Annotated in this window: 16 protein-coding genes; 9 read left to right on the top strand and 7 right to left on the bottom strand. The window is 72.4% G+C overall.

Going from position 1 to position 19,936, the window contains the following annotated elements; genetic code table 11:
* Positions 1 to 30 precede the first annotated feature (30 nt).
* Positions 31 to 1,584 (top strand): beta-N-acetylhexosaminidase, encoded by a 1,554-nt coding sequence (locus AC156L_RS12545; RefSeq protein WP_330877337.1) that lies wholly within the window; start codon positions 31 to 33, stop codon positions 1,582 to 1,584.
* 347 nt (positions 1,585 to 1,931) lie between these two features.
* On the opposite strand, the gene AC156L_RS12540 is transcribed toward AC156L_RS12545, so the two are convergent.
* Entirely contained in the window at positions 1,932 to 2,297 is a 366-nt protein-coding gene (locus tag AC156L_RS12540; RefSeq protein ID WP_484406834.1) for a DUF779 domain-containing protein, read from the bottom strand.
* A complete protein-coding gene (gene adh / locus AC156L_RS12535; protein WP_330877336.1) occupies positions 2,297 to 3,820 on the bottom strand; it encodes an aldehyde dehydrogenase in 1,524 nt (507 codons plus the stop codon). The genes AC156L_RS12540 and adh overlap by 1 nt, the downstream gene beginning before the upstream one ends.
* Before the next feature lie 138 nt (positions 3,821 to 3,958).
* On the opposite strand from adh, the gene AC156L_RS12530 reads away from it, so the two are divergent.
* Positions 3,959 to 5,416 carry a helix-turn-helix domain-containing protein gene (locus AC156L_RS12530; protein ID WP_330877335.1) on the top strand — a complete coding sequence of 486 codons (1,458 nt, stop codon included), beginning with the start codon at positions 3,959 to 3,961 and terminating at the stop codon, positions 5,414 to 5,416.
* Between the two features lies 1 nt (position 5,417).
* On the opposite strand, the gene AC156L_RS12525 is transcribed toward AC156L_RS12530, so the two are convergent.
* The gene (locus AC156L_RS12525) at positions 5,418 to 6,788 is read right to left on the bottom strand and encodes an aldehyde dehydrogenase family protein (RefSeq protein WP_330877334.1); all 1,371 of its coding nucleotides are present in this window, start codon (positions 6,786 to 6,788) and stop codon (positions 5,418 to 5,420) included.
* A gap of 136 nt (positions 6,789 to 6,924) precedes the next feature.
* Here AC156L_RS12525 and AC156L_RS12520 point away from each other — a divergent pair, with 136 nt between their 5' ends.
* Complete coding sequence (locus AC156L_RS12520) at positions 6,925 to 8,391, top strand: transcriptional regulator (protein ID WP_330877333.1); 1,467 nt, start codon at positions 6,925 to 6,927, stop codon at positions 8,389 to 8,391.
* 34 nt (positions 8,392 to 8,425) lie between these two features.
* Here the strand turns inward: AC156L_RS12520 and AC156L_RS12515 are convergent, their stop codons facing one another.
* On the bottom strand, positions 8,426 to 9,058 hold the full coding sequence (locus AC156L_RS12515; RefSeq protein ID WP_330877332.1) for a lytic polysaccharide monooxygenase auxiliary activity family 9 protein: 633 nt from the start codon (positions 9,056 to 9,058) through the stop codon (positions 8,426 to 8,428).
* 128 nt (positions 9,059 to 9,186) lie between these two features.
* On the opposite strand from AC156L_RS12515, the gene AC156L_RS12510 reads away from it, so the two are divergent.
* The 4 genes from AC156L_RS12510 to AC156L_RS12495 are packed head-to-tail and all read left to right on the top strand — an operon-like array spanning position 9,187 to position 11,401.
* The gene (locus tag AC156L_RS12510; RefSeq protein ID WP_330877331.1) at positions 9,187 to 9,786 is read left to right on the top strand and encodes a DUF402 domain-containing protein; all 600 of its coding nucleotides are present in this window, start codon (positions 9,187 to 9,189) and stop codon (positions 9,784 to 9,786) included.
* A complete protein-coding gene (locus tag AC156L_RS12505; protein ID WP_330877330.1) occupies positions 9,783 to 10,388 on the top strand; it encodes a nucleoside/nucleotide kinase family protein in 606 nt (201 codons plus the stop codon). The genes AC156L_RS12510 and AC156L_RS12505 overlap by 4 nt, the downstream gene beginning before the upstream one ends.
* 17 nt (positions 10,389 to 10,405) lie before the next feature.
* Entirely contained in the window at positions 10,406 to 10,693 is a 288-nt protein-coding gene (locus tag AC156L_RS12500) for a DUF6412 domain-containing protein (protein ID WP_330877329.1), read from the top strand.
* A 30-nt stretch (positions 10,694 to 10,723) separates the two neighbouring features.
* Positions 10,724 to 11,401, top strand: a complete 678-nt coding sequence (locus AC156L_RS12495) for a YidC/Oxa1 family membrane protein insertase (RefSeq protein ID WP_330877328.1) — start codon at positions 10,724 to 10,726, stop codon at positions 11,399 to 11,401.
* Here AC156L_RS12495 and AC156L_RS12490 read toward each other — a convergent pair.
* Both AC156L_RS12490 and AC156L_RS12485 read right to left on the bottom strand, forming a co-directional pair.
* Entirely contained in the window at positions 11,310 to 12,356 is a 1,047-nt protein-coding gene (locus tag AC156L_RS12490; RefSeq protein WP_414719949.1) for a fatty acid desaturase family protein, read from the bottom strand. The genes AC156L_RS12495 and AC156L_RS12490 overlap by 92 nt on opposite strands.
* A 77-nt stretch (positions 12,357 to 12,433) precedes the next feature.
* Complete coding sequence (locus AC156L_RS12485) at positions 12,434 to 13,957, bottom strand: PucR family transcriptional regulator (protein WP_330877326.1); 1,524 nt, start codon at positions 13,955 to 13,957, stop codon at positions 12,434 to 12,436.
* A 112-nt stretch (positions 13,958 to 14,069) separates the two neighbouring features.
* Here AC156L_RS12485 and pruA point away from each other — a divergent pair, with 112 nt between their 5' ends.
* Both pruA and AC156L_RS12475 read left to right on the top strand, forming a co-directional pair.
* Positions 14,070 to 15,695 carry an L-glutamate gamma-semialdehyde dehydrogenase gene (gene pruA / locus AC156L_RS12480; RefSeq protein WP_330877325.1) on the top strand — a complete coding sequence of 542 codons (1,626 nt, stop codon included), beginning with the start codon at positions 14,070 to 14,072 and terminating at the stop codon, positions 15,693 to 15,695.
* Positions 15,696 to 15,707: 12 nt separating this feature from the next.
* Positions 15,708 to 16,631, top strand: a complete 924-nt coding sequence (locus AC156L_RS12475) for a proline dehydrogenase family protein (RefSeq protein WP_330877324.1) — start codon at positions 15,708 to 15,710, stop codon at positions 16,629 to 16,631.
* Between the two features lie 43 nt (positions 16,632 to 16,674).
* Here the strand turns inward: AC156L_RS12475 and AC156L_RS12470 are convergent, their stop codons facing one another.
* Positions 16,675 to 19,326 carry an ATP-binding protein gene (locus tag AC156L_RS12470; RefSeq protein ID WP_330877323.1) on the bottom strand — a complete coding sequence of 884 codons (2,652 nt, stop codon included), beginning with the start codon at positions 19,324 to 19,326 and terminating at the stop codon, positions 16,675 to 16,677.
* Positions 19,327 to 19,936: the final 610 nt, after the last annotated feature.

Here is a 19,936-nt window from a genome sequence, read left to right as displayed (position 1 = left end):
GGAAACACACGGCGGTTGCCCGGTGCCGCGTTGGCACTACTGCTCGCGGGAACCACAGCGGTCGCGGTCGGCGCGGCGAGCCCAGCACTAGCAAGCCCGGAGACGTCGTTGCGCCAGATCGTGCCCGCACCGGTCAAGGTCACCCCCCGTCCGGGAGCGGACTACTCGTTGACCGCGAACGCGAGGATCCAGACCCAGCCCGGCTCGGCGGACGCGCGCAGGGTCGGCGAGTACGCGGCCGAGCTGCTGCGCCCCGCCACCGGATACCGCCTCCCGGTGTCCTCGGGCGTGACCCCGAGGGGCGTGACGCTGCTGCTCGTCGGCGCCGACCCCGCGGTGGGCGAGCAGGGCTACCAGCTCGACGTGACGCCGTGGGGCGTCGTGATCCGCGCACGGGCCGCGGCGGGCCTGTTCGCGGGCGTCCAGACGCTGCGGCAGCTGCTGCCCGCGAAGATCGAGGCGAGGACGGAGCAGCCTGGGCCGTGGACCGTGCCCGGCGGCAGCGTGCTCGACCACCCGCGCTTCGGCCACCGGGGCGCGATGCTCGACGTGGCCCGGCACTTCTTCTCAGTCGACGAGGTCAAGCGGTACGTCGACCAGATCGCCGCGTACAAGGTCAACTACCTGCACCTGCACCTCGCGGACGACCAGGGCTGGCGCATCGAGATCAAGAGCTGGCCCCGGCTCGCGACCTACGGCGGCAGCATCGAGGTCGGCGGCGGCCCCGGCGGCCACTACACGCAGGAGCAGTACCGGGACCTGGTGGAGTACGCGGGCTCCCGCGGCATCACGGTGATCCCGGAGATCGACATGCCGGGCCACACCAACGCGGCCCTCGCGTCCTACGCCGAGCTGAACTGCGACGGCGTCGCGCCGCCGCTCTACGACGGCATCGAGGTCGGGTTCAGCTCGCTGTGCATCGACAAGCCGATCACCTACCGGTTCGTCGACGACGTGCTGCGCGAGCTGGCGGCGCTGACCCCCGGCCCGTTCCTGCACATCGGCGGCGACGAGGCGCACTCCACGACCGAGCCGGACTTCAAGACCTTCATGGACAGGGTGCTGCCGCTCGTGCGGAAGCACGGCAAGTCCGCGCTGGGGTGGCACGAGTTCGTGAAGACGACCCCGCCCACCTCCGCCGTCGCCCAGTACTGGGGCACCGACGACGAGGACGCCGACGTGGCCGCGGCGGCGGCGCGGGGCAACAAGATCCTGCTGTCGCCCGCGTCCAAGGCGTACCTGGACATGAAGTACGACGAGAACACCGAGCTGGGCCTGGACTGGGCGGGCTACACCGACGTGCGGGACGCCTACGACTGGAACCCCGGCGCCTACCTGAAGGGCGTGCCGGAGTCGGCCGTCCGCGGCGTCGAGGCTCCACTGTGGACGGAGACCCTCACGAACTCCTCGGAGGTCGAGCACATGGCGTTCCCGAGGCTGCCCGCCATCGCCGAACTCGGGTGGTCGCCGCGGTCGACGCACGACTGGACCGCCTTCTCCCGGCGGCTGGCCGCCCAGGCCCCCCGCTGGCAGGCAGCGGGCATCAACTACTACCCCTCGCCCCAGGTCCCCTGGGGCAGGTAGTGGTGAGGCCGCGTCGGTAGGTCGGGTCACCGTCCGCGGAGCAGCGGCGATCGAGCACCGACAACGGGGTGGGGACCCGCGCGTAGGCCCCCACCCCGCTCGCTCGACGGCCGTTCAGACCGTCGAGGCACTCCTGCTCGAACCTCTCCCGGCCGGCTCCGCACGCCACTCGGAACGCATCACGGGTTGCTTCACGACCGCGTGCACGATCCGGGCGCCGGGCGTGGTGGGGTCGGCTCCGAGAAGGGGCCCGCGACGAGCGCGAGCAACAAGGTCCTCATCGAGTTCCCCCCGGAACGGTCGACGGATCACGACCACGATAGCGAGGGGAACCCGACGAGAAGGCCTCAACCGTTCAACGCCAACGATTCCTCGTCGGTGAGCAAGCGCGAGCGGATCAGGAACCGGACGCCGAGCGGGGCCTCCAGCGAGAACCCGCCGCCCCGGCCCGGCACGACGTCGATGGTGAGGTGGGTGTGCCGCCAGAGCTCGAACTGCCTGGCGGACATCCACACCGGCACCGCCTCGTCGTCCACGACGAGGTCGCCGAGGTGGACGTCCGAGCCGCCCGTGCGGAACTCGCCCGCCGGGTAGCACATCGGGGCGCTGCCGTCGCAGCACCCGCCGGACTGGTGGAACATCAGCGGGCCGTTGTCCTCTCGGAGGCGGCGGACGAGGTCGGCCGCCGCCTCCGTGAGGTCGACGCGGTTCATCAGAAGAAGCCCTGGGCGTTCTGCGAGTAGCTGACCAGCAGGTTCTTCGTCTGCTGGTAGTGGTCGAGCATCATCCTGTGGTTCTCGCGACCGATGCCGGAGTCCTTGTAGCCGCCGAACGCCGCGTGCGCCGGGTAGGCGTGGTAGTTGTTCACCCACACCCGGCCGGCCTGGATGTCGCGGCCCGCGCGGTAGGCCGTGCCGCCGTCGCGGGACCAGACGCCGGCGCCCAGCCCGTAGAGCGTGTCGTTGGCGGTCTTCACGGCGTCGTCGTAGTCGTCGAAGCGGGTGACCGACACGACCGGGCCGAAGATCTCCTCCTGGAAGATCCTCATCTTGTTGTCGCCCTCGAAGATCGTCGGCGTGACGTAGTAGCCGCCCGACAGCTCGCCGCCGAGGTCGGCGCGCTCGCCACCGGTGACCAGCCTGGCGCCCTCCTGCTTGCCGATGTCGATGTAGGAGAGGATCTTCTCCAGCTGGTCGTTGCTGGCCTGGGCGCCGATCATCGTCTCGGTGTCCAGGGGGCTTCCCTGCTTCACGGCCTTCGTGCGCTCGGTCGCGTCGGCCAGGAACCGGTCGTAGATGGAGCTCTGGATGAGCGCGCGCGACGGGCAGGTGCAGACCTCGCCCTGGTTGAGCGCGAACATCGTGAAGCCCTCAAGAGCCTTGTCGTAGAACGAGTCCCGCGTCGCGGCCACGTCCTCGAAGAAGATGTTCGGGCTCTTGCCGCCCAGCTCCAGCGTCACCGGGATGATGTTCTCGCTGGCGTACTGCATGATCAGCCTGCCGGTGGTGGTCTCACCCGTGAACGCGATCTTCGCGATCCGGCTGCTCGACGCGAGCGGCTTGCCCGCCTCGACGCCGAAGCCGTTGACCACGTTGAGGACGCCCGGCGGCAGCAGGTCCGCGATGAAGCTCAGCAGCACGTGGATCGACGCGGGGGTCTGCTCGGCGGGCTTGAGCACGACGCAGTTGCCCGCCGCCAGCGCGGGGGCGAGCTTCCAGGTGGCCATCAGGATCGGGAAGTTCCACGGGATGATCTGCCCGACCACGCCCAGCGGCTCCTGGAAGTGGTAGGCCACCAGGTCCTGGTCGATCTGCGAGATCCCGCCCTCCTGGGCGCGGATGACGCCCGCGAAGTAGCGGAAGTGGTCGATGGCCAGGGGGATGTCGGCGGCCAGCGTCTCGCGGACGGGCTTGCCGTTCTCCCAGCACTCGGCGACCGCGATGGCTTCGAGGTTCTCCTCCATGCGGTCGGCGATCCTGTTGAGGATGTTCGCCCGCTCGGTCGGGGAGGTCCGACCCCACGCGCGTGAGGCGCCGTGCGCCGCGTCCAGGGCCTTCTCGACGTCCTCCGCCGTGCCCCTGGCGATCTCGGTGAACACCTGCCCCGTGACGGGGGTGGGGTTCTCGAAGTAGGCGCCCTTGGCCGGGGCCACGTACTCGCCCCCGATGAAGTGGTCGTACCGCTCCTGGTACGCCACGACGCTGCCAGGCTGACCAGGTGCCGCGAACACTGCCATGTGTCGTCTCCCGCTTCGTCGCGTGGTGTGCGTCTCACGCTAGGCATCCCCACGTTGCACGTCCGTTGCATCCGTTCGGGCGAATCCGCGGGTTGCGGTCACGGGTAACCGCGGGTCATCCTGGGTGCGGGAGGTCCCATGCACCCAGCCGACGACGCCGAGCGGCACGCGCACGCGCTCAGCCGGGTGTACGACTCCGTGCTGGCGGGTGTCGGTGGCGAGCCCCGTCCGGTGATCTCCGAGTCGTGGTACCGGTCGCTGGCGGCGCGGGTCGACCCGGAGCAGCGCGAGGCGCCGGTCGTGTACGAGGCGTCGGAGGTCGTCGACCTGCGGGACGCCCACCCGCTCGCGTCCGTGCTGCCGATGCTGCGCGAGACGCTGGTGAGCATCGCGGACGAGGCCATGCACGTCATGATCATCACCGATGCCGACGGGTACGTCCTGTGGTGCGAGGGCGAGGCGGAGATCCGCAGGGCCGCCGACCGCGTGCACCTGACCGAGGGCGCGCAGTGGAGCGAGTCCGCCAGCGGGACGAACGCGATGGGCACGGCGCTGGCGCTGGGCAAGCCGGTCACCGTGCACTCGGCCGAGCACCTGGTCAGGGCCTACCACGGGTGGACGTGCGCGGCGAGCCCCGTTCGCGACCCCGACACCGGCCGGGTCCTCGGCGTGGTCGACATCAGCGGGCCGCTGCGGACCGTGCACCCCGCGATGGGGGCGCTGGTGTCGGCCGCCGCCCGGCTCGCCGAGGGCCAGTTGCAGGTGCGGGTCGCCACCCGCGACGAGCGGTTGCGGGCGCGGAACATGCGGCACCTCACGGCGTTGCGCGGTGAGCCGGGGGCGTTGCTGAGCCCCACCGGCCGGGTGCTGGCGACCGAGCCGCTGGGCACGCTGCCCGCCAGGGTCGCCGTGGACTCCGACCGCCTGGTGCTGCCCGACGGCCGCGTCGGCGTGCTCGAACCGCTGGCCGAGGGCTACCTGCTCCGCGTCCCGCGCGCGGGCGCTCCGGCCCGGATGCCGTTGCTGTCGTTGACCTTCCTGGGAACGGAGCACCCGACCGCCGTCCTGGACGGCCGGGAGATGCCGCTGTCCACGCGGCACGCGGAGATCCTCACCGCGCTGACCCTGCACCCGGCCGGTCTGACGGCGGAGCAGCTCGCGCTGCGCCTGTACGGCGAGCGCGGCAACCCCACGACCGTCCGCGCGGAGATGCACCGGCTGCGGGCGCAGCTCGGCGAGGGGGTCCTGCCGACGCGGCCGTACCGGCTGCGCGCGGAGGTGCGCGGCGACTTCGTGGCGGTGCGGGAGGCGGTGCGGGGCGGGGACGTCGCCGCCGCCGCCGCGCGGTACCGGGGCGCGCTGCTCCCCCGGTCCGAGGCGCCGGTCGTGTGCGAGGAGCGGGAGGACCTGCTGGCCGCCGTGCGGCGGGCGGTGATCTCGCGCGGGGACGGGGAGACCCTGTGGGAGTTCACCAGGACCGACGACGGCCGGGACGACGCCGAGGCGCTCGAACGCCTCGTCCACGCCCTGCCGCTCGGCGACCTGCGGCAGGAACTCGTGACGGGTCAGCTGCGGCGGGCGCTCGCGGCGGACTAGCTCAGTACGCCACGACCATGTTCTTGGTGTGCTGGTAGGACTCCAGCAGCTCGCGGCGCTCGCCGAGGGAACCGCTGTGCGGCGGGTGGTTGTTCACCCACACCCGGCCCGCCCGGATGGCCCTCCCCGTGCGGTAGGCCACGCCGTTGTCGCGGGACCACACGCTCGCGGACGGGCAGCGCGGGCCCTCGTTCGCGATCTTCACCGCGTCGTCCGCGTCGTCGAACCGGCTCACCAGCGTGAGGGGTCCGGTGAAGTCCTCGTGCACCACGCGGGTCTTCTGGTCGGTCTCGAAGATCGTCGGGGCCACGTAGTAGCCGCCGCCCAGTTCGACGGGGTCGCCGCCCATGACCAGCCGGGCGCCGTCGCGGTCGCACTGGTCGATGCGGGTCAGGACGCGGGCGAGGTGGGTGGCGCTGACCTGCGGACCCGCCGTGGTGGCCGGGTCGAGGGGGTCGCCGAGGCGGATGGCGCCGATGCGGGCCGTGGCGTCCAGGAGGAAGTGGTCGTAGGCCCTGTTCTGCACCAGCGCGGTCGACGCCCGGTTGAGGGTGAAGCCTGCGAACCCGTCCAGCGCGTCGGTGTAGCGGTCGTCCTGGCGCTCGGTCAGGTCGGCGAAGTAGACGGTCGGCGTCCAGCGGGTCGGTTCCCGGACGACGACGGCCTTAGCGACGCGGCGGTTCGCGGCCAGCGGCGCGGCGGCCTCGACGTCGAAGCCGGTGACGACGTTCAGGACCCCCGGCGGGAGGAGGTCTCCGATCAGGCCGATGAGCACGTGGACGGAGGCGGGGGTGTGCTCGGACGGCTTGAGCACCACGGTGTTGCCCGCGGCCAGCGCGGGCGCGAGGTGCCAGGCGGTGGTGAGCAGCGCGGAGGTCCACGGGACGGCGATGCCGACGACGCCCAGCGGTTCGTGGAAGTGGTGGGCGACCAGGTCGCCGTCGCACCGGGAGATCCCGCCCTCCTGCGCGCGGACGACCGCCGCGCAGTAGCGGAAGTGCTCGGCCGCGGCGGGCAGGTCGGTGAACAGCGTCTCCCGGACGGGTCTGCCGCTGTCCCACGTCTCGGCGACGGCGATGACCTCCAGGTTGTCCTCGATCCGGTCGGCGACCTCGGACAGCACGGTGGCGCGCTCCTCGGCCGAGGTGCGGCCCCACGCCCGCGCGGCCCCGTGCGCGGCGTCGAGCGCGTGGTCGACGTCCTCCGCCGTGCCCCTGGCGACCCTGGTGAACACCTCGCCCGTGACGGGTGTGGTGTTGTCGAAGTAGAAGCCCCGCGCGGGGGGCACGTACTCACCGCCGACGAAGTGGTCGTACTGGTCGCGGAACGAGACGATGCCGCCCGATCGGCCCGGTGCCGCGTACTTCGCCATGTCGGGGTCTCCAGCCTGGGGTTGCGTCGGGGACCACCGAACCTAGGAAGATCGACGTTGCAGTCGCGTTGCATCGAGGGCGGCTTGCCGCGACGACCCGGCGCGCGTCATCCTGACGGCGGAAGCGGGAGGACCGATGCTCTGGGGCGGCGAACAGCGCTCGAAGGCGCGTGCGTTGAGCCGGGTGCACGACGCGGTGCTCGGCGGCGACCCGGCCGGGTTGACGCCGCGCACGCTGATCTCCGAGTCCTGGAGCCGTTCCCTGGCAGCTCAGGTCGACCCGAACCGGCACGAGGCGCCGATCGTGCTCGGACCGGACGAGGTCGCGGACCGCTGGGCCAGGCACCCGCTGTCGACCGTGCTGCCGGTGCTGCGGGAGACGCTCGTCGGCATCGCGGAGGACGCGATGCATGTCATGATCATCACAGACGCGGACGGCCACATCCTGTGGACGGAGGGCGCGCGGGAGGTGCGGCGCACCGCCGAGGGCGTCGGGCTGACCGCGGGCGCGCGGTGGACCGAGGACGCCATCGGCACGAACGCGATGGGCATCGCCCTCGCGGTCGACACGTCGGTCGTCGTGCACTCCGCCGAGCACCTCGTGCGGACCTACCACGGGTGGACGTGCGCGGCGAGCCCCGTGCACGACCCGGACAGCGGGGCCACGATCGGCTCGGTCGACATCAGCGGGCCGCTGAGCATCATGCACCCGGCGATGGGCGCGCTGGTGGCCGCCGCCGCGCGGCTGGCCGAGAGCGAGCTGAAGCTGCGCCAGGCGGCGAGCGACGAGCTGCTGCGGTCGCGGAACATGAAGCACCTCATCGGTCTGCGCGGCGAGCCCGGCGCGCTGATCAGCCCCACCGGACGGGTGCTCATCGCCGAACCCCACGGTCTGGTGCCGCGGCGGATCGACCCCGCGTCGGACCGGGTGCCGCTGGGCGACGGCCGCGAGGGCGTGCTGGAGCCGCTGGAGGAGGGGTACCTGCTGCGGGTCGCGAAGTCGACCGGCCAGGCGCGGCAGCCGCTGCTGTCGTTGACCTTCCTCGGCGTCGAGCACCCCGGCGCGGTGCTGAACGGCCGGGAGCTGCCGCTGACCTGGCGGCACGCGGAGCTGCTGACGGCGCTGGTGCTGCACCCGCGGGGGCTGACGGCGGAGCAGCTCGCGCTCAAGCTGTACGGCGACCGGGGCAACCCGGCGACCGTGCGGGCCGAGCTGCACCGGCTGCGCGCCCAGGTCGGCACGGGCACGCTGCTGACCAAGCCGTACCGGCTGTGCGCCGACGTGCGCGGCGACTTCGTCGCGGTCCGGGACGCGCTGAGGTGCGGAGACGTGCGCGCCGCCGCCTCGGGCTACCGGGGAGCGCTGCTGCCGCGCTCGGAGGCGCCGGTGGTGCGCGAGGAGCGGGAGGACCTGCTCGCGGGCGTGCGCCGGGCCGTGCTCACGCTGGGGGACGCGGAAGGCCTGTGGGAGTTCACCCGCACCGACGGCGGCCGTGCCGACGCGGAGGCGCTGGGCCTGCTGGTGCGGGCGCTGCCGTTCGACGACGCGCGGCGGGAGCTGGTGGTGGGGCAGCTGCGCCGCGCGCTGGAGGCGGACGGCTGACGGGGAGCCCGGCGCGGGCTCCCCGTGCCGCGCGCTAGTAGATGACGTCCGAGCAGGAGTAGAAGGCCTCCGGGCTGTCCGAGCGCTGCCAGATCACGTAGATCAGGTGGCGGCCGGTCTTGCCGGTCGGGAGCTTCACGTTGATCTGGTAGGCGCCGTTGGCGATGGCGGGCTCGGTGACCTTGGCGAACGACGGGTCGAGGTCGCTCCACTTGAGCGGCGCCGAGGGGTTCCAGCCGGTCTTGGTGCTGAACAGCTCGAACGTGCCGCGGTGCGGGGCCGTCGCCTTCAGCTGGAAGGTGATGTCCGCGCCGCTGGTGAGCTTCGTGGCCGCCCAGTCGGTGCGGGGCAGGTCGAGGCCCTTGTACTTGTCGCGGCCCGCGCTGCACAGCTTGCCGTCCGGGATGATCGACCGGCTGTTGCCCGCCGCGTTGGCGATGTTGACCTCGTGCCAGTCGTACATCGCCTGCGTGCCGCCCGCGGCGACGGCGGCCTTGCAGCCACCCGACGTCGGGGCCTCGGGGTTCTCGTTCCACCGGCAGTTGTACGTGCGGCTGAACGGCCCCTGCGCGGAGCCGTGGCCCTGCGCCACACCGGTCATGAGCATCGGCAGTGCCACGGCGATCGACGCGAGGACCGCCACCAGACCGAGTTTGCGAGCTTTCACGCGGTACTCCCCACAAGTGTTCGGTTGGCGGCCTGACACCCAGCAGAGGACTAGACCACCAAGTGTCATAGGTCCAGACCTGTCGCACCAGGCCCGTATGGGCGTACCGGTCCCCCTAAGCTGGGCGCATGGGGTACTTCCAGCCGGGGGACGTGGTTCTGCGCCGCGAGGTGCTGCACGGGAAGCCGTGGGTGGTGACGCCCTCGCGGGTCGTGGTGGACGAGCCGGGGCTGCTGGTCGTGTTCCTGGTCCCCGGAACGCGGTTCGGGTACCCGGACCACCCGTGGCCGCACGAGAAGCAGCTCGCGGGGAACGCGACCTGGCGCGGGCACGGGAAGCTCCAGATGCACCGGCCCGACGACGCCTACTCGGTCGACCTCTACTGGGAGGGGCCGTCGCGGCGGTTCACCGGGTGGTACCTGAACCTCCAGGACCCGTACCGGCGCACCGCGCTCGGGTTCGACACGCTCGACCACGAGCTGGACTACTGGGCTCCAGCGAACGGGCCGTGGGTGGAGCGGGACCGGGAGGACTTCGAGCGCCAGGTCGTCGAGGGGAAGTACTCGGCGGAGCTGGCCGACCGGGTGCGGCGCCAGGGGAAGGAGATCGAGGCGATGCTGACCTCCGGCGACACGTGGTGGGACCCGGCGTGGGCCGACTGGAGGCCGGACCCGGACTGGCCCGTGCCGACCCTGCCCTCCGGCTGGGAGGACTACCCGCTGTCGTGAAGGTCCGCTCCCTGACACCCGGGACCCTCGTGGACGAGCTGGTCGAGCGGGTCGACGCGCTCCCCCGCACCGCGTGGGCCCGCGTGGTCGTGGACGGCGCCGCCCCCGCCGAGCCCGGCTCGCTGGCCGACGCGCTCGTGGACCCGCTGCGGGCCCGCGGCCGACCGGCGCTGCGGGTGTCGGCCGCCGACTTCCTGCGGCCCGCCTCCGTGCGCCTGGAGCACGGCCGCACCGATCCGGACGCGTTCCGCCACGACTGGCTGGACGCGGGCGGTCTGCTGCGCGAGGTGCTGACGCCGCTGGAGCCGGGCGGCTCCGGCAAGGTCCTGCCGTCGCTGTGGGACGCGGAGGCCGACCGCGCCAGCCGCGCGGCGTACACGACGCTGGGCGAGGGCGGTGTCCTGCTGCTGGACGGCACGCTGCTGCTCGACCGCGGCCTGCCCGCCGAGCTGACCGTGCACCTGTGGCTCTCCCCCGGCGCGCTGCGCCGCAAGACGACGGCCGACCGGCGGTGGACGCTGCCCGCCTACGACGGCTACGACCCCGACGCCGACGTGCTGGTCCGCTACGACCACGCGGACCGGCCCGCGCTGGTGGTGTGAGTGGGTACAGTGGCGCCATGACGGAGTGGCGGCGGTTGCGGTCGCTGCTCGTCGTGCTGTTCCCGGCCCTGTACGCGGCCACCCTGTTCCACCAGCCTGCCGAACTGCTCGCCGCGATCACCGCGCTGGCCGTCGTGCTGCTGCTGGTGGCCGGTCCCGTCGTCCCGCGGACCGCCCCGGCGTGGACCCGTTCCCTGTCGTTGCGCGAGAAGGCCCAACGCACGGCCTTCCTCCGCCTGCGAGACCCCGATGCCGCGGGTCGTCCCCGTCCCCGAGCGCCCGGACTTGGCTTCTCCCCCGCCTAGGTCCGGTTCTTCCCGCTCGATTCGACGGAGTTGTCCACCTTGTTCCACGCGCTGGGCTCTGCCCTGGCCGGGCTCGTCACGCCCGCTGCCGCCATCGTCCTGTTCACCGCCTTCGTCCGGCTCCTGATGCACCCGCTCACGCGGGCCGCCGTGCGCGCCGAGAAGGCCAAGACCGCCCTCGCACCGCGGGTGCGCGAGCTCCAGGAGAAGCACGGCAAGGACGTCGTGAAGCTCCAGGAAGCCACGATGAAGCTCTACCGGGACTCCGGGACGTCGCTGTTCGCCGGGTTCCTGCCGATGTTCGCGCAGATCCCGTTCTTCATGGTCGTGTACCGGCTCGTCACCACCCCGAGCCCGCTGCTCGACTCCACGCTCCTCGGCGCGCCGCTCGCGACGGGGTGGCTGGGCGGGTTCGGGCACACGCCCGTGTTCGCCGGGCTGTTCGCCGCGCTGGCTCTGGTCGCCTTCGGCACCGTTCGCTGGTCAGCGGCGCTGGCGGAGCGGAACGGGGTACCGCGGACCCCGTTGACGCGGGTCCTGCGGTACCTGCCGTTCGGCACCGTCCTGGTGGCGGCCGTGCTGCCGTTGGCCGCCGGGATCTACCTGCTGACCACGACTACCTGGACGCTGCTCGAGCGAGCTTGGCTGCACCGCGCAGCGGCGCGCCCGCCTCGTGCAGGTGCTGGAGCACGTAGCCGTACGACCTGAACAGGCCGCACTTGGCGTAGGAGATGGAGTGCTGTTCGCAGAAGTCGTGCACCAGGGCCTGCGCCCGGCGCAGGTTCGGGCGCGGCATGCTCGGGAACAGGTGGTGCTCGATCTGGTAGTTCAGGCCGCCCAGCGCCAGGTCGGTGAACCAGTTGCCGTTGACGTTGCGGGAGGTCAGCACCTGCTTGCGCAGGAAGTCGAACTGGTGCTCGTCGGTGAGGACGGGCATGCCCTTGTGGTTCGGCGCGAAGGAGACGCCCATGTACAGGCCGAAGATCGCCTGGTGGACGAGGATGAAGAGGACGCCCTTGAGCGGTGACATGACCAGGAACACGGCGACGAGGTAGCCGACGATGTGCACGGCCAGCAGCGAGGCCTCCAGGACCCAGCCCTTGACCTGGCGGCGCACCATCGCGTTCACGCTGATGACGTGCAGGCTGAAACCTTCGAGCAGGAGCAGCGGGAAGAAGAAGATCGCCTGGTGCTTCGTGATGAAGCGGAAGATCCCCTTCTTCGTCAGCGACTGCTCGGAGGTGAAGGCGAGCACCGAGATGTCGACGTCCGGATCCTCGTCGATGTGGTTCGGGTTCGCGTGGTGGCGGTTGTGCTTGCCGATCCACCAGCCGTAGCTGAGTCCGGTGAGCAGGTTGCCGTGCACCAGGCCGACCAGGTCGTTGCCCTTCTTGCTCTGGAAGATCTGGCGGTGGCCCGCGTCGTGGCCCGTGAAGGCCAGTTGGGTGAACACCACACCCATGACGACCGCCACGGCCAGTTGCCACCACGAGTTGCCGACCAGCACGAAGGCGGTCACGGCGAGCGCGAGCGCCAGCGCGTTGCCCGCCAGCCGGAAGGTGTAGTACCCGATCCTGCGGTCGAGGAGACCCGCCTGCTTGATGGTCCGGGATAGCTCAGCGAAGTCGCTGCCCCGCTTGCCTGCCGCGTCGACGGTCAACAGCCCGGTTTCCTTTCGATGTTCCCCTACTCCGCAGAGTAGAGGTGAGTTGTCCGAATCGGGTAAAGCAGTTGGGAACCTCAGCCCAACCTCAGTTGCAGTTGGGCGAACAGGCGCTGCAACGGGTCGTCCAGATCGATTCCGGAGACCTCGGCCGCCCGCCGAACGCGGTAACGGAGCGTGTTCGGATGGACGTGGAGGAGCTTCGCCGCCGACCGGACGTCGCCGAAGGCGTCGAGGTAGGCGAGCACGGACCTCGCGAGGTCGCCGTCGAGCTTCGCCAGTCTGGGGTCGCGGATGCGGGGGTGCTCGGCGAGCAGGGCGAGGGTCTCGCTGACGAGCACGCGCGACCGGACGTCGTCCAGGGTGGCCACGTCGACGTCCAGGTCGCGCCCCATCGCGTCGAGCACGCGGTCCGCCTCCTGCCGCGACACGCGCGCCTCGTCCAGGGTGGGCACCGCGGAGCCGACGGCGGCGCGGACGCCGAGACCGACGTGCTGGTGCGCGGCGGCCACGATCTCCCTGGTCAGGGCGAGGAGCTGCGCCCCCGGCGGCAGGTCGGGCAGCAGCACGTAGGTGCGCGCGCCCGCCTGCGTGACGAGCGCGCTGCGCCGGTAGGCCGCCGCGTGCACGGAGATCAGGCCGGTCAGCTCGTTGCGGCGCAACTCGGCCTCGGTCCGGTCGGCGGACTCGTCCCGCGAGGCGAACACCACCACGGCGGCAGGCTTGCCGGGGTCGGCGCCGATCTGGCCCGCCACGGACTCGGCGTCCATCCGGCCGTCCAGCAGCGACGCGAGGAGGTTCTCGCGGAACGCCGCCGTCGGCTCGTTGCGCCGCTGGACCAGGTGCAGGGCGGTCACGCGGGCGGCGCCGAGCAGCGCCCGTTCGGCCTGCTCGGTCAGCGGCGCGTCACCCTCCTGGACCCAGATCGTGCCCAGCGGGGTGGGCCCGGCGTGGATGCCGATCGCGATGCGCCGCCGGATGCCGAGTTCGGGGCGCTCGTCGATGCGCACGACGTCCTCGCCGGACCGGAGCAGCTGGTAGACGCCCCAGTCCCGGAGCATCTTCAGGTACGGCTCGGGGCCCTGCCTGCCCAGGATCGACAGCCTGCGCAGCTCGTCGACCTCGTCGCTGGACCGCGAGTACGCGAGCACCCGGCTGGAGGTGTCCTCGATGCTGACGATCCCGCCGGTCAGCGCGGCGATCGTCTGGGCCAGCGCGAACAGGTCGCCGAGCACCTCGCCGTTGGTCGACGGGCTGACCAGCACGCCCCTGACCAGCGACTCCAGGTGCTCCCACCGGACCTCGGGGCGGACCGCGACCAGCGCCACCCCCGCGTCCAGCGCGGCCTGCCGCAGCAGCGGCGACAGCGCCCCGTCGGACTTCACCACCACCGCGGCGGCCCGGCGCGCGGAGCGGACCAGCGGCACGGCCGCCCGGCCCCGCACGCCGATGACCAGCGCCAGGTCGCCCGGCCGGACGTCCGGGACGTCGTCCGGGTCGAGGATCACGACGTCCAGCACGTCCACGTCGAGCCCGCGGGGCGCGACCTGGAGTTCCACCAGCGGGTCACCGAGCGCGATCAGCACGTCCTGGAGGCTCATCTTTGTCCGTTCAGCCAAATGGGTACCCCGATATTAGCCAGTCGTACAAAGGTCGGGTGGTCTCCGAGTCCTACCGTTGTAGGGGACACCCGCTGTTGTGGAGGAGCTGCTCGTGGACGCTGTGACCAGGGTTCCGTCGCCGGTGAACGAGCCGGTCCTGCAGTACGCCCCCGGTTCGCCGGAGCGCGCCGAACTGCAGGCGAAGCTCGTCGAGCTGGTCAAGGAGCCGCTCGAGGGAACCCTGACCATCGGCGGCGAGCAGCGGGCGGGAGGCGGCCCGAGGTTCGACGTCGTGCAGCCGCACAACCACCGCGCCGTGCTCGGCACCTTCACCAGCGCGACGCACCAGGACACCGAGGCCGCCATCGCCGCGGCCCGCGCCGCCGCCCCCGCGTGGCAGGCGCTGTCCTACGACGACCGCGCCGCGATCCTGCTGCGCGCGGCCGACCTGCTCGTCGGCCCGTGGCGTTCGACGATCAACGCCGCCACCATGCTCGGCCAGTCGAAGACCGCCATCCAGGCCGAGATCGACGCCGCCTGCGAGCTGGCCGACTTCTGGCGCTACAACGTCGCCTTCGGCCGCACCCTGCTGGCCGAGCAGCCCACCAGCTCCGCCGGTGTGTGGAACCGCACCGACCACCGGCCGCTCGAGGGCTTCGTCTACGCGATCACACCGTTCAACTTCACCGCCATCGCGGCCAACCTGCCCACCGCGCCCGCGCTGATGGGCAACGTGGTGCTGTGGAAGCCGTCCCCGACGCAGAACTTCGCCGCGCAGCTCACCATGCGCCTGCTCGAAGAGGCTGGCCTGCCGCCGGGCGTCATCAACCTCCTGCCCGGCGACGGCATCGCCGTGTCCGACGTGGCGCTCGCGTCCCCGGACCTCGCCGGCATCCACTTCACCGGCTCCACCAGGACGTTCCAGCACCTCTGGGGCCAGGTCGGCGCGAACATCGCGAACTACCGGAGCTACCCGCGGATCGTCGGCGAGACCGGTGGCAAGGACTTCGTGCTCGCCCACCCGTCGGCCGACGTCGACGTGCTGCGCACCGCGCTGGTCCGCGGCGCGTTCGAGTACCAGGGCCAGAAGTGCTCCGCCGCCTCGCGCGCCTACGTGCCGCGCTCGGTGTGGGCCCGGATGAAGGACGCGTTCCTCGCGGACGTGGCCGCGCTGACCGTCGGCGACGTGACGGACTTCGACAACTTCATGGGCGCGGTCATCGACCGCCGCTCGTTCGACAAGCTCTCCGGCGTCCTGGCCGCGGCCCGCGACACGAGCTCGCTGGAGGTCGTCGCGGGCGGCACGGCCGATGACGGCGTCGGCTTCTTCGTCCAGCCCACGGTCCTGCTCGGCACCGACCCGACGCACGAGGTGTTCACCACCGAGTACTTCGGCCCGGTGCTCGCGGTGCACGTCTACGACGACGCCGACTACGACAAGGTGCTGCGGCAGATGGAGAGCGCGTCCCCGTACGCCCTCACCGGCTCCATCATCGCGCGCGACCGCGGCGCCATCGCCCACGCCCAGCGGGAGCTGCGCTTCGCGGCGGGCAACTTCTACGTCAACGACAAGCCGACCGGCGCGGTCGTCGGCCAGCAGCCGTTCGGCGGCGGCCGGGCGTCCGGCACGAACGACAAGGCGGGCTCGATCCACAACCTGCTCCGCTGGGTCAGCCCCCGGTCCATCAAGGAGACCTTCGTGGCTCCGACCTCGTACCGCCACCCGCACCAGGGCTGAGGGAGAACCGCCATGCTCCGCTCCACACTCCTCGCCGCGGCGCGCTCCACCGGAGCCCGCAGGCTGGTGGAGAGCACGCCCCTGACCCGCCCGGTCGTGGACCGCTTCATCGCGGGCGAGGACGTGGACGCGGCGATCAGGGCGACCGGTTCGCTGGTCTCCGACGGTCGCTTCGTGACCCTGGACCACCTCGGCGAGGACACCCTCGACGCGGGCCAGGCGGACGCCACGGTCGCGGCCTACCTGGAGCTGCTGTCCAGGTTGGACGACGCGGGCCACGCGGACCGGGCCGAGGTGTCGGTCAAGCTCTCCGCCGTGGGCCAGTCGCTGCCGGTGGTCGGCGAGAAGATCGCGCTGGAGAACGCCAGGCGCATCAGCGAGGCGGCGGCGGCCGTCGGCACGACCGTCACGCTGGACATGGAGGACCACACCACCACGGACTCCACCCTGGGGATCCTGCGCGAACTGCGCGTGGACTTCCCCTGGGTGGGCGCCGTGCTCCAGGCCTACCTCAAGCGCACCGAGCAGGACTGCCGGGACCTCGCCCACGCGGGCTCGCGGGTGCGCCTGTGCAAGGGCGCCTACCAGGAGCCCGCCTCGGTGGCGTTCCAGGACAAGGCCGACGTGGACCTGTCCTACGTGCGCTGCCTCAAGGTGCTCATGGCGGGCGAGGGCTACCCGATGGTCGCCTCGCACGACCCGAGGCTCATCGCCATCGCCGGTGACCTGGCGGGGACGCGACCGCTCGACAGCTACGAGTTCCAGATGCTCTACGGCATCCGCCCGGAGGAGCAGAAGCGGATCGCGGCGGCGGGCAACACCATGCGCGTCTACCTCCCGTACGGCGACGAGTGGTACGGCTACTTCATGCGCAGGCTGGCGGAGCGCCCGGCGAACGTGGCGTTCTTCCTCCGGTCGCTGGTGACCACGGGCTGACCACGGGTCCGCGGGGGAGCCAACCAGCTCCCCCGCTCGGGGTTCACGCGCGGAAGGTAGAGGGACGGTCCGACAGCTCTCGATCAGCGCCACCGGTCGCGGACGCCGAAGCGGCGTCCAGCACGAGGTCGACCGCCCCGAGCGCACGGGTCAGCCCGCCCGGCGACCCGTCGGCCCTGCGGGCCACCACCACGGCCTGGTGGGCCGCGTCCAGCGCCCGTTCGAGGTCCACCCCGGTCTCGGCGCAGAGCCCGGCGTACGCCGACAGCGCCTCCGCGTACCCCATGTCGGTCCGCAGGTCGTCCGGAGCCCGGTAGAGGTGCCACAGCACCACCGCCGCGTGCGCCACCCCGCGGGCCTCCTCACCGCGACGAGCCCGTGACAGCGCCCCCACCAGCCGGTGCGACGCGAACAGGTGCGCGGCGGGATCACCCAGTTCCCGCCACAGCACCACCACCTGCTCGGCCAGCTCCACGACCTTCCCGTGGTGCCGCACGGCGGTCAGCTCGTCGGACAGCACCACCACCGCACCGGTGATCCGGGGCCCGTCCGCGGCCAGCACCTGCCGGGGCAGCCGCCGGACCAGGAGCAGGACCTCGTCCACGGCCCGGTGGGCCTCGTAGTCGCGCCGGTCGTACAGCAGCACCCCGGCCAGCGTCGCCCACGCCACCACGAGGTCGACCCGGTGCCCGTCGACGTCCCGCAGCAGGTGCACGGCCTCCTCGGCGGCGGCCAGCCGGTCCTCGAACCGCCCGGACGTCGCCACCAGGTGGCACAGCGCCCCGGCCAGCGAGGCCCGGTCACCCGGCAGCCCGGACCGGGCGATCCGGCGGCGGACGGCCACCGCCTCCTCGGCGAGCCGGACGGCGTCGTCCCGCCTGCCCGCCTCCAGCAGCAGCGAACCGCACGACACCAGCGCCACGGCCAGGTCGGACTCGAAACCCCTCGGGTTCACCGCGACCAGCCTGCGCAGCACCGCGATCGACTCCTCGACCACCTCCACGGCCTCGACCCGCAGGTCGTTGCTGCGCAGCACCGTGCCCATCTGGGCCAGCGCGCGGGCGAAGTCCGGCTCGAACCTCGGATCGGCCTCGGCCACCAGCCGCCACGCCGCCACCGCCCGATCGGCGACCTGGGCGGCCTCGGAGGTGCGTCCCACGTCGAACAGCCGAACGGCGAGCTGGTACCCGGCCTTCGCGAAGTCGAGCCGGAACAGCCCCGGACCGCCCTCCGCGAGCTGCTGGTAGAGCACGGTGGCCTTGCCGACGGCCTCCACGGCGTCCTCGCGCAGCCCCAGCGCCGCGCACCGCTGCGCGAGCTGCTCGAACGCGGCGGCCAGCTGCGGCGTGCTGTCGGGGTCCTCCGCCACGACCTCCTCGCACAGCGCCACCGACTCCTGCGCGGCGATCAGGGCCTCGGCGGGCTCGTGCACGGCGACGTACCGCAGTCCCAGGTCACCCAACGCCTCCGCCAGCGCGGACCGGTGCTCGGCCTGGTCGGCGGCGGCCAGCTCCCGGTACAGCGCGACCTCGCGGTGCGAGGCCACCAGCGCCTCGTCCCGCAGGCAGGCCAGCGCGGCCCTGGCCGCCAGCATCCCGTACAGCTCGGCGTGCTCCAACCGGTCCGCGCCGACGGCGACGGCGTGCTCGACCAGCCGCCGGGTCAGCACCGCGGGCAGCACGTCCCCGGTCAGCCGGGGCTCCTCGAACACGTGCGGCGCGATGGCGCGCAGCACCGGGATCGAGGACATCTCCACCAGCGCCAGCAGCGTGGACGCGCTCACCGAGCGGGCGAGTTCGGGGTCGGCGGTGAACAGGGCCTCGGCGCGCTTGCGCAGGTGCGGCCACCGCCGGGCGGCCTGCACCAGGGTGGCCAGCCCGGTGGCGGACACCTCGGCCTCGATCCGGTGGTCCAGCAGGGTGACAGCCAGGAAGTCCTCGGTCAGCCGGGGCGATCCGACGGGAACCCCTCCCCGGCTCATCAGGTGCCGCACCAGGTCGGAGCGACCGGACCCCGGCACCGCGCCGAGCACGTGCGCGAGCGCGGCGAGGTGCACGTCGAACGTGCTGTCGGCGTGCCCGAGCGCGGCCGGGGGCCGCTCCACCCCCAGCGTCGCGGCGAACCGCGCACCGGCCAGGGCGTACTGCTCGGCGTGCTCCTCCGGCCGGTCCAGCAGCGGCAGGTCCGTCATCACGTGCCCGAGGTCCGCGCCGCGCTGCCGGGTCGACGACCACCACCACCCGGTGAGCCGCGACGCCAGCAGCACCCGGCTCTCGGCGGACGTGCGCTGCCGCGGTTCCCGCAGCAGGTCCCGCAGGTCGGCCCACGGCCACCGGTCGGCGTCGTCCACGACCACCAGCAGCCGGGTGGCGGTCGTGGCGGGGCGCAGGTCGGCGGCCACCTCGCCGTAGCGGGCCAGCAGCACGGTCCACCCGGCGGCGCGGCTCTCGACCACGAACTTGTTGACCAGCCTGGTCTTCCCGACCCCGGCCACGCCGTGCAGCAGCAGCGCCGCCATCCGCTCCCTGCCGTCGCGCCAGCGGGCCAGCGCGGCGAGTTCGCGGATCCGGCCGTGGAAGGGCACGACCTCGTTGCGCGCGTCCAGCAGACCACCGGGCCCCGTGTCCGCGCCGACCACCGCCGTGCCGTTCAGCGGGGGGTCGAGCCGGTAGGAGGTACCGCGATTCCGATCCACTGCGCCATAGTGCACTCCCCCCGCGGGGCCATTGGCACCAAGCACCGGTTTCAGCCTCGTCCCTCGCGGTGCGGCAACACTACTGTCGAAACACGTCCTTCGACCGACGGCGGCTCACGGACGCGCGAGACCCGAGGGCGCTGAGCCACCCGCCCCGCGTGCGGACTGCTCGCCCGGGAGGGCCCGCTGACCGCGACCGGGGCGGCGGCCGAGTTCGGCACCACGCCCGCGAACTGCTCGTTCCACCTGCGCCTGCCGGCCAGGCACTGGTCCGCCGAGGAGGCCGAGCGCACCGAGCGCGGCCAGGTGTCCAAGCGCCGCCCCGGCACCGCACCGTTCGACGTCTCGGCCTCGATGATCCCGCTCCTACTTCCACTTCCGGGGGGGAGAAGACGGCTGACTCCAGGGACTTCGCGCCGAAGCAGGGGTCCGCTCCGCCGCCGCGCTGCCGCCGGACAGGTGGTTGGCCGCCTACGCGGCCAACCCCGACGGGCAGCACAACCTCCACGTGACACCGGTTTCCGGCGGCGGGACGCGCACGCTCACGGACCACCGGCACAACGCGGTCCGGCAGATCGCCTGGTCGCCGGACGGGTCCGGCGGGTCGAGG

Source organism: Umezawaea sp., from assembly GCF_057122925.1.
Note: the sequence above shows the minus strand (reverse complement) of the source record. Positions and strands in the feature narration are given on the sequence as shown.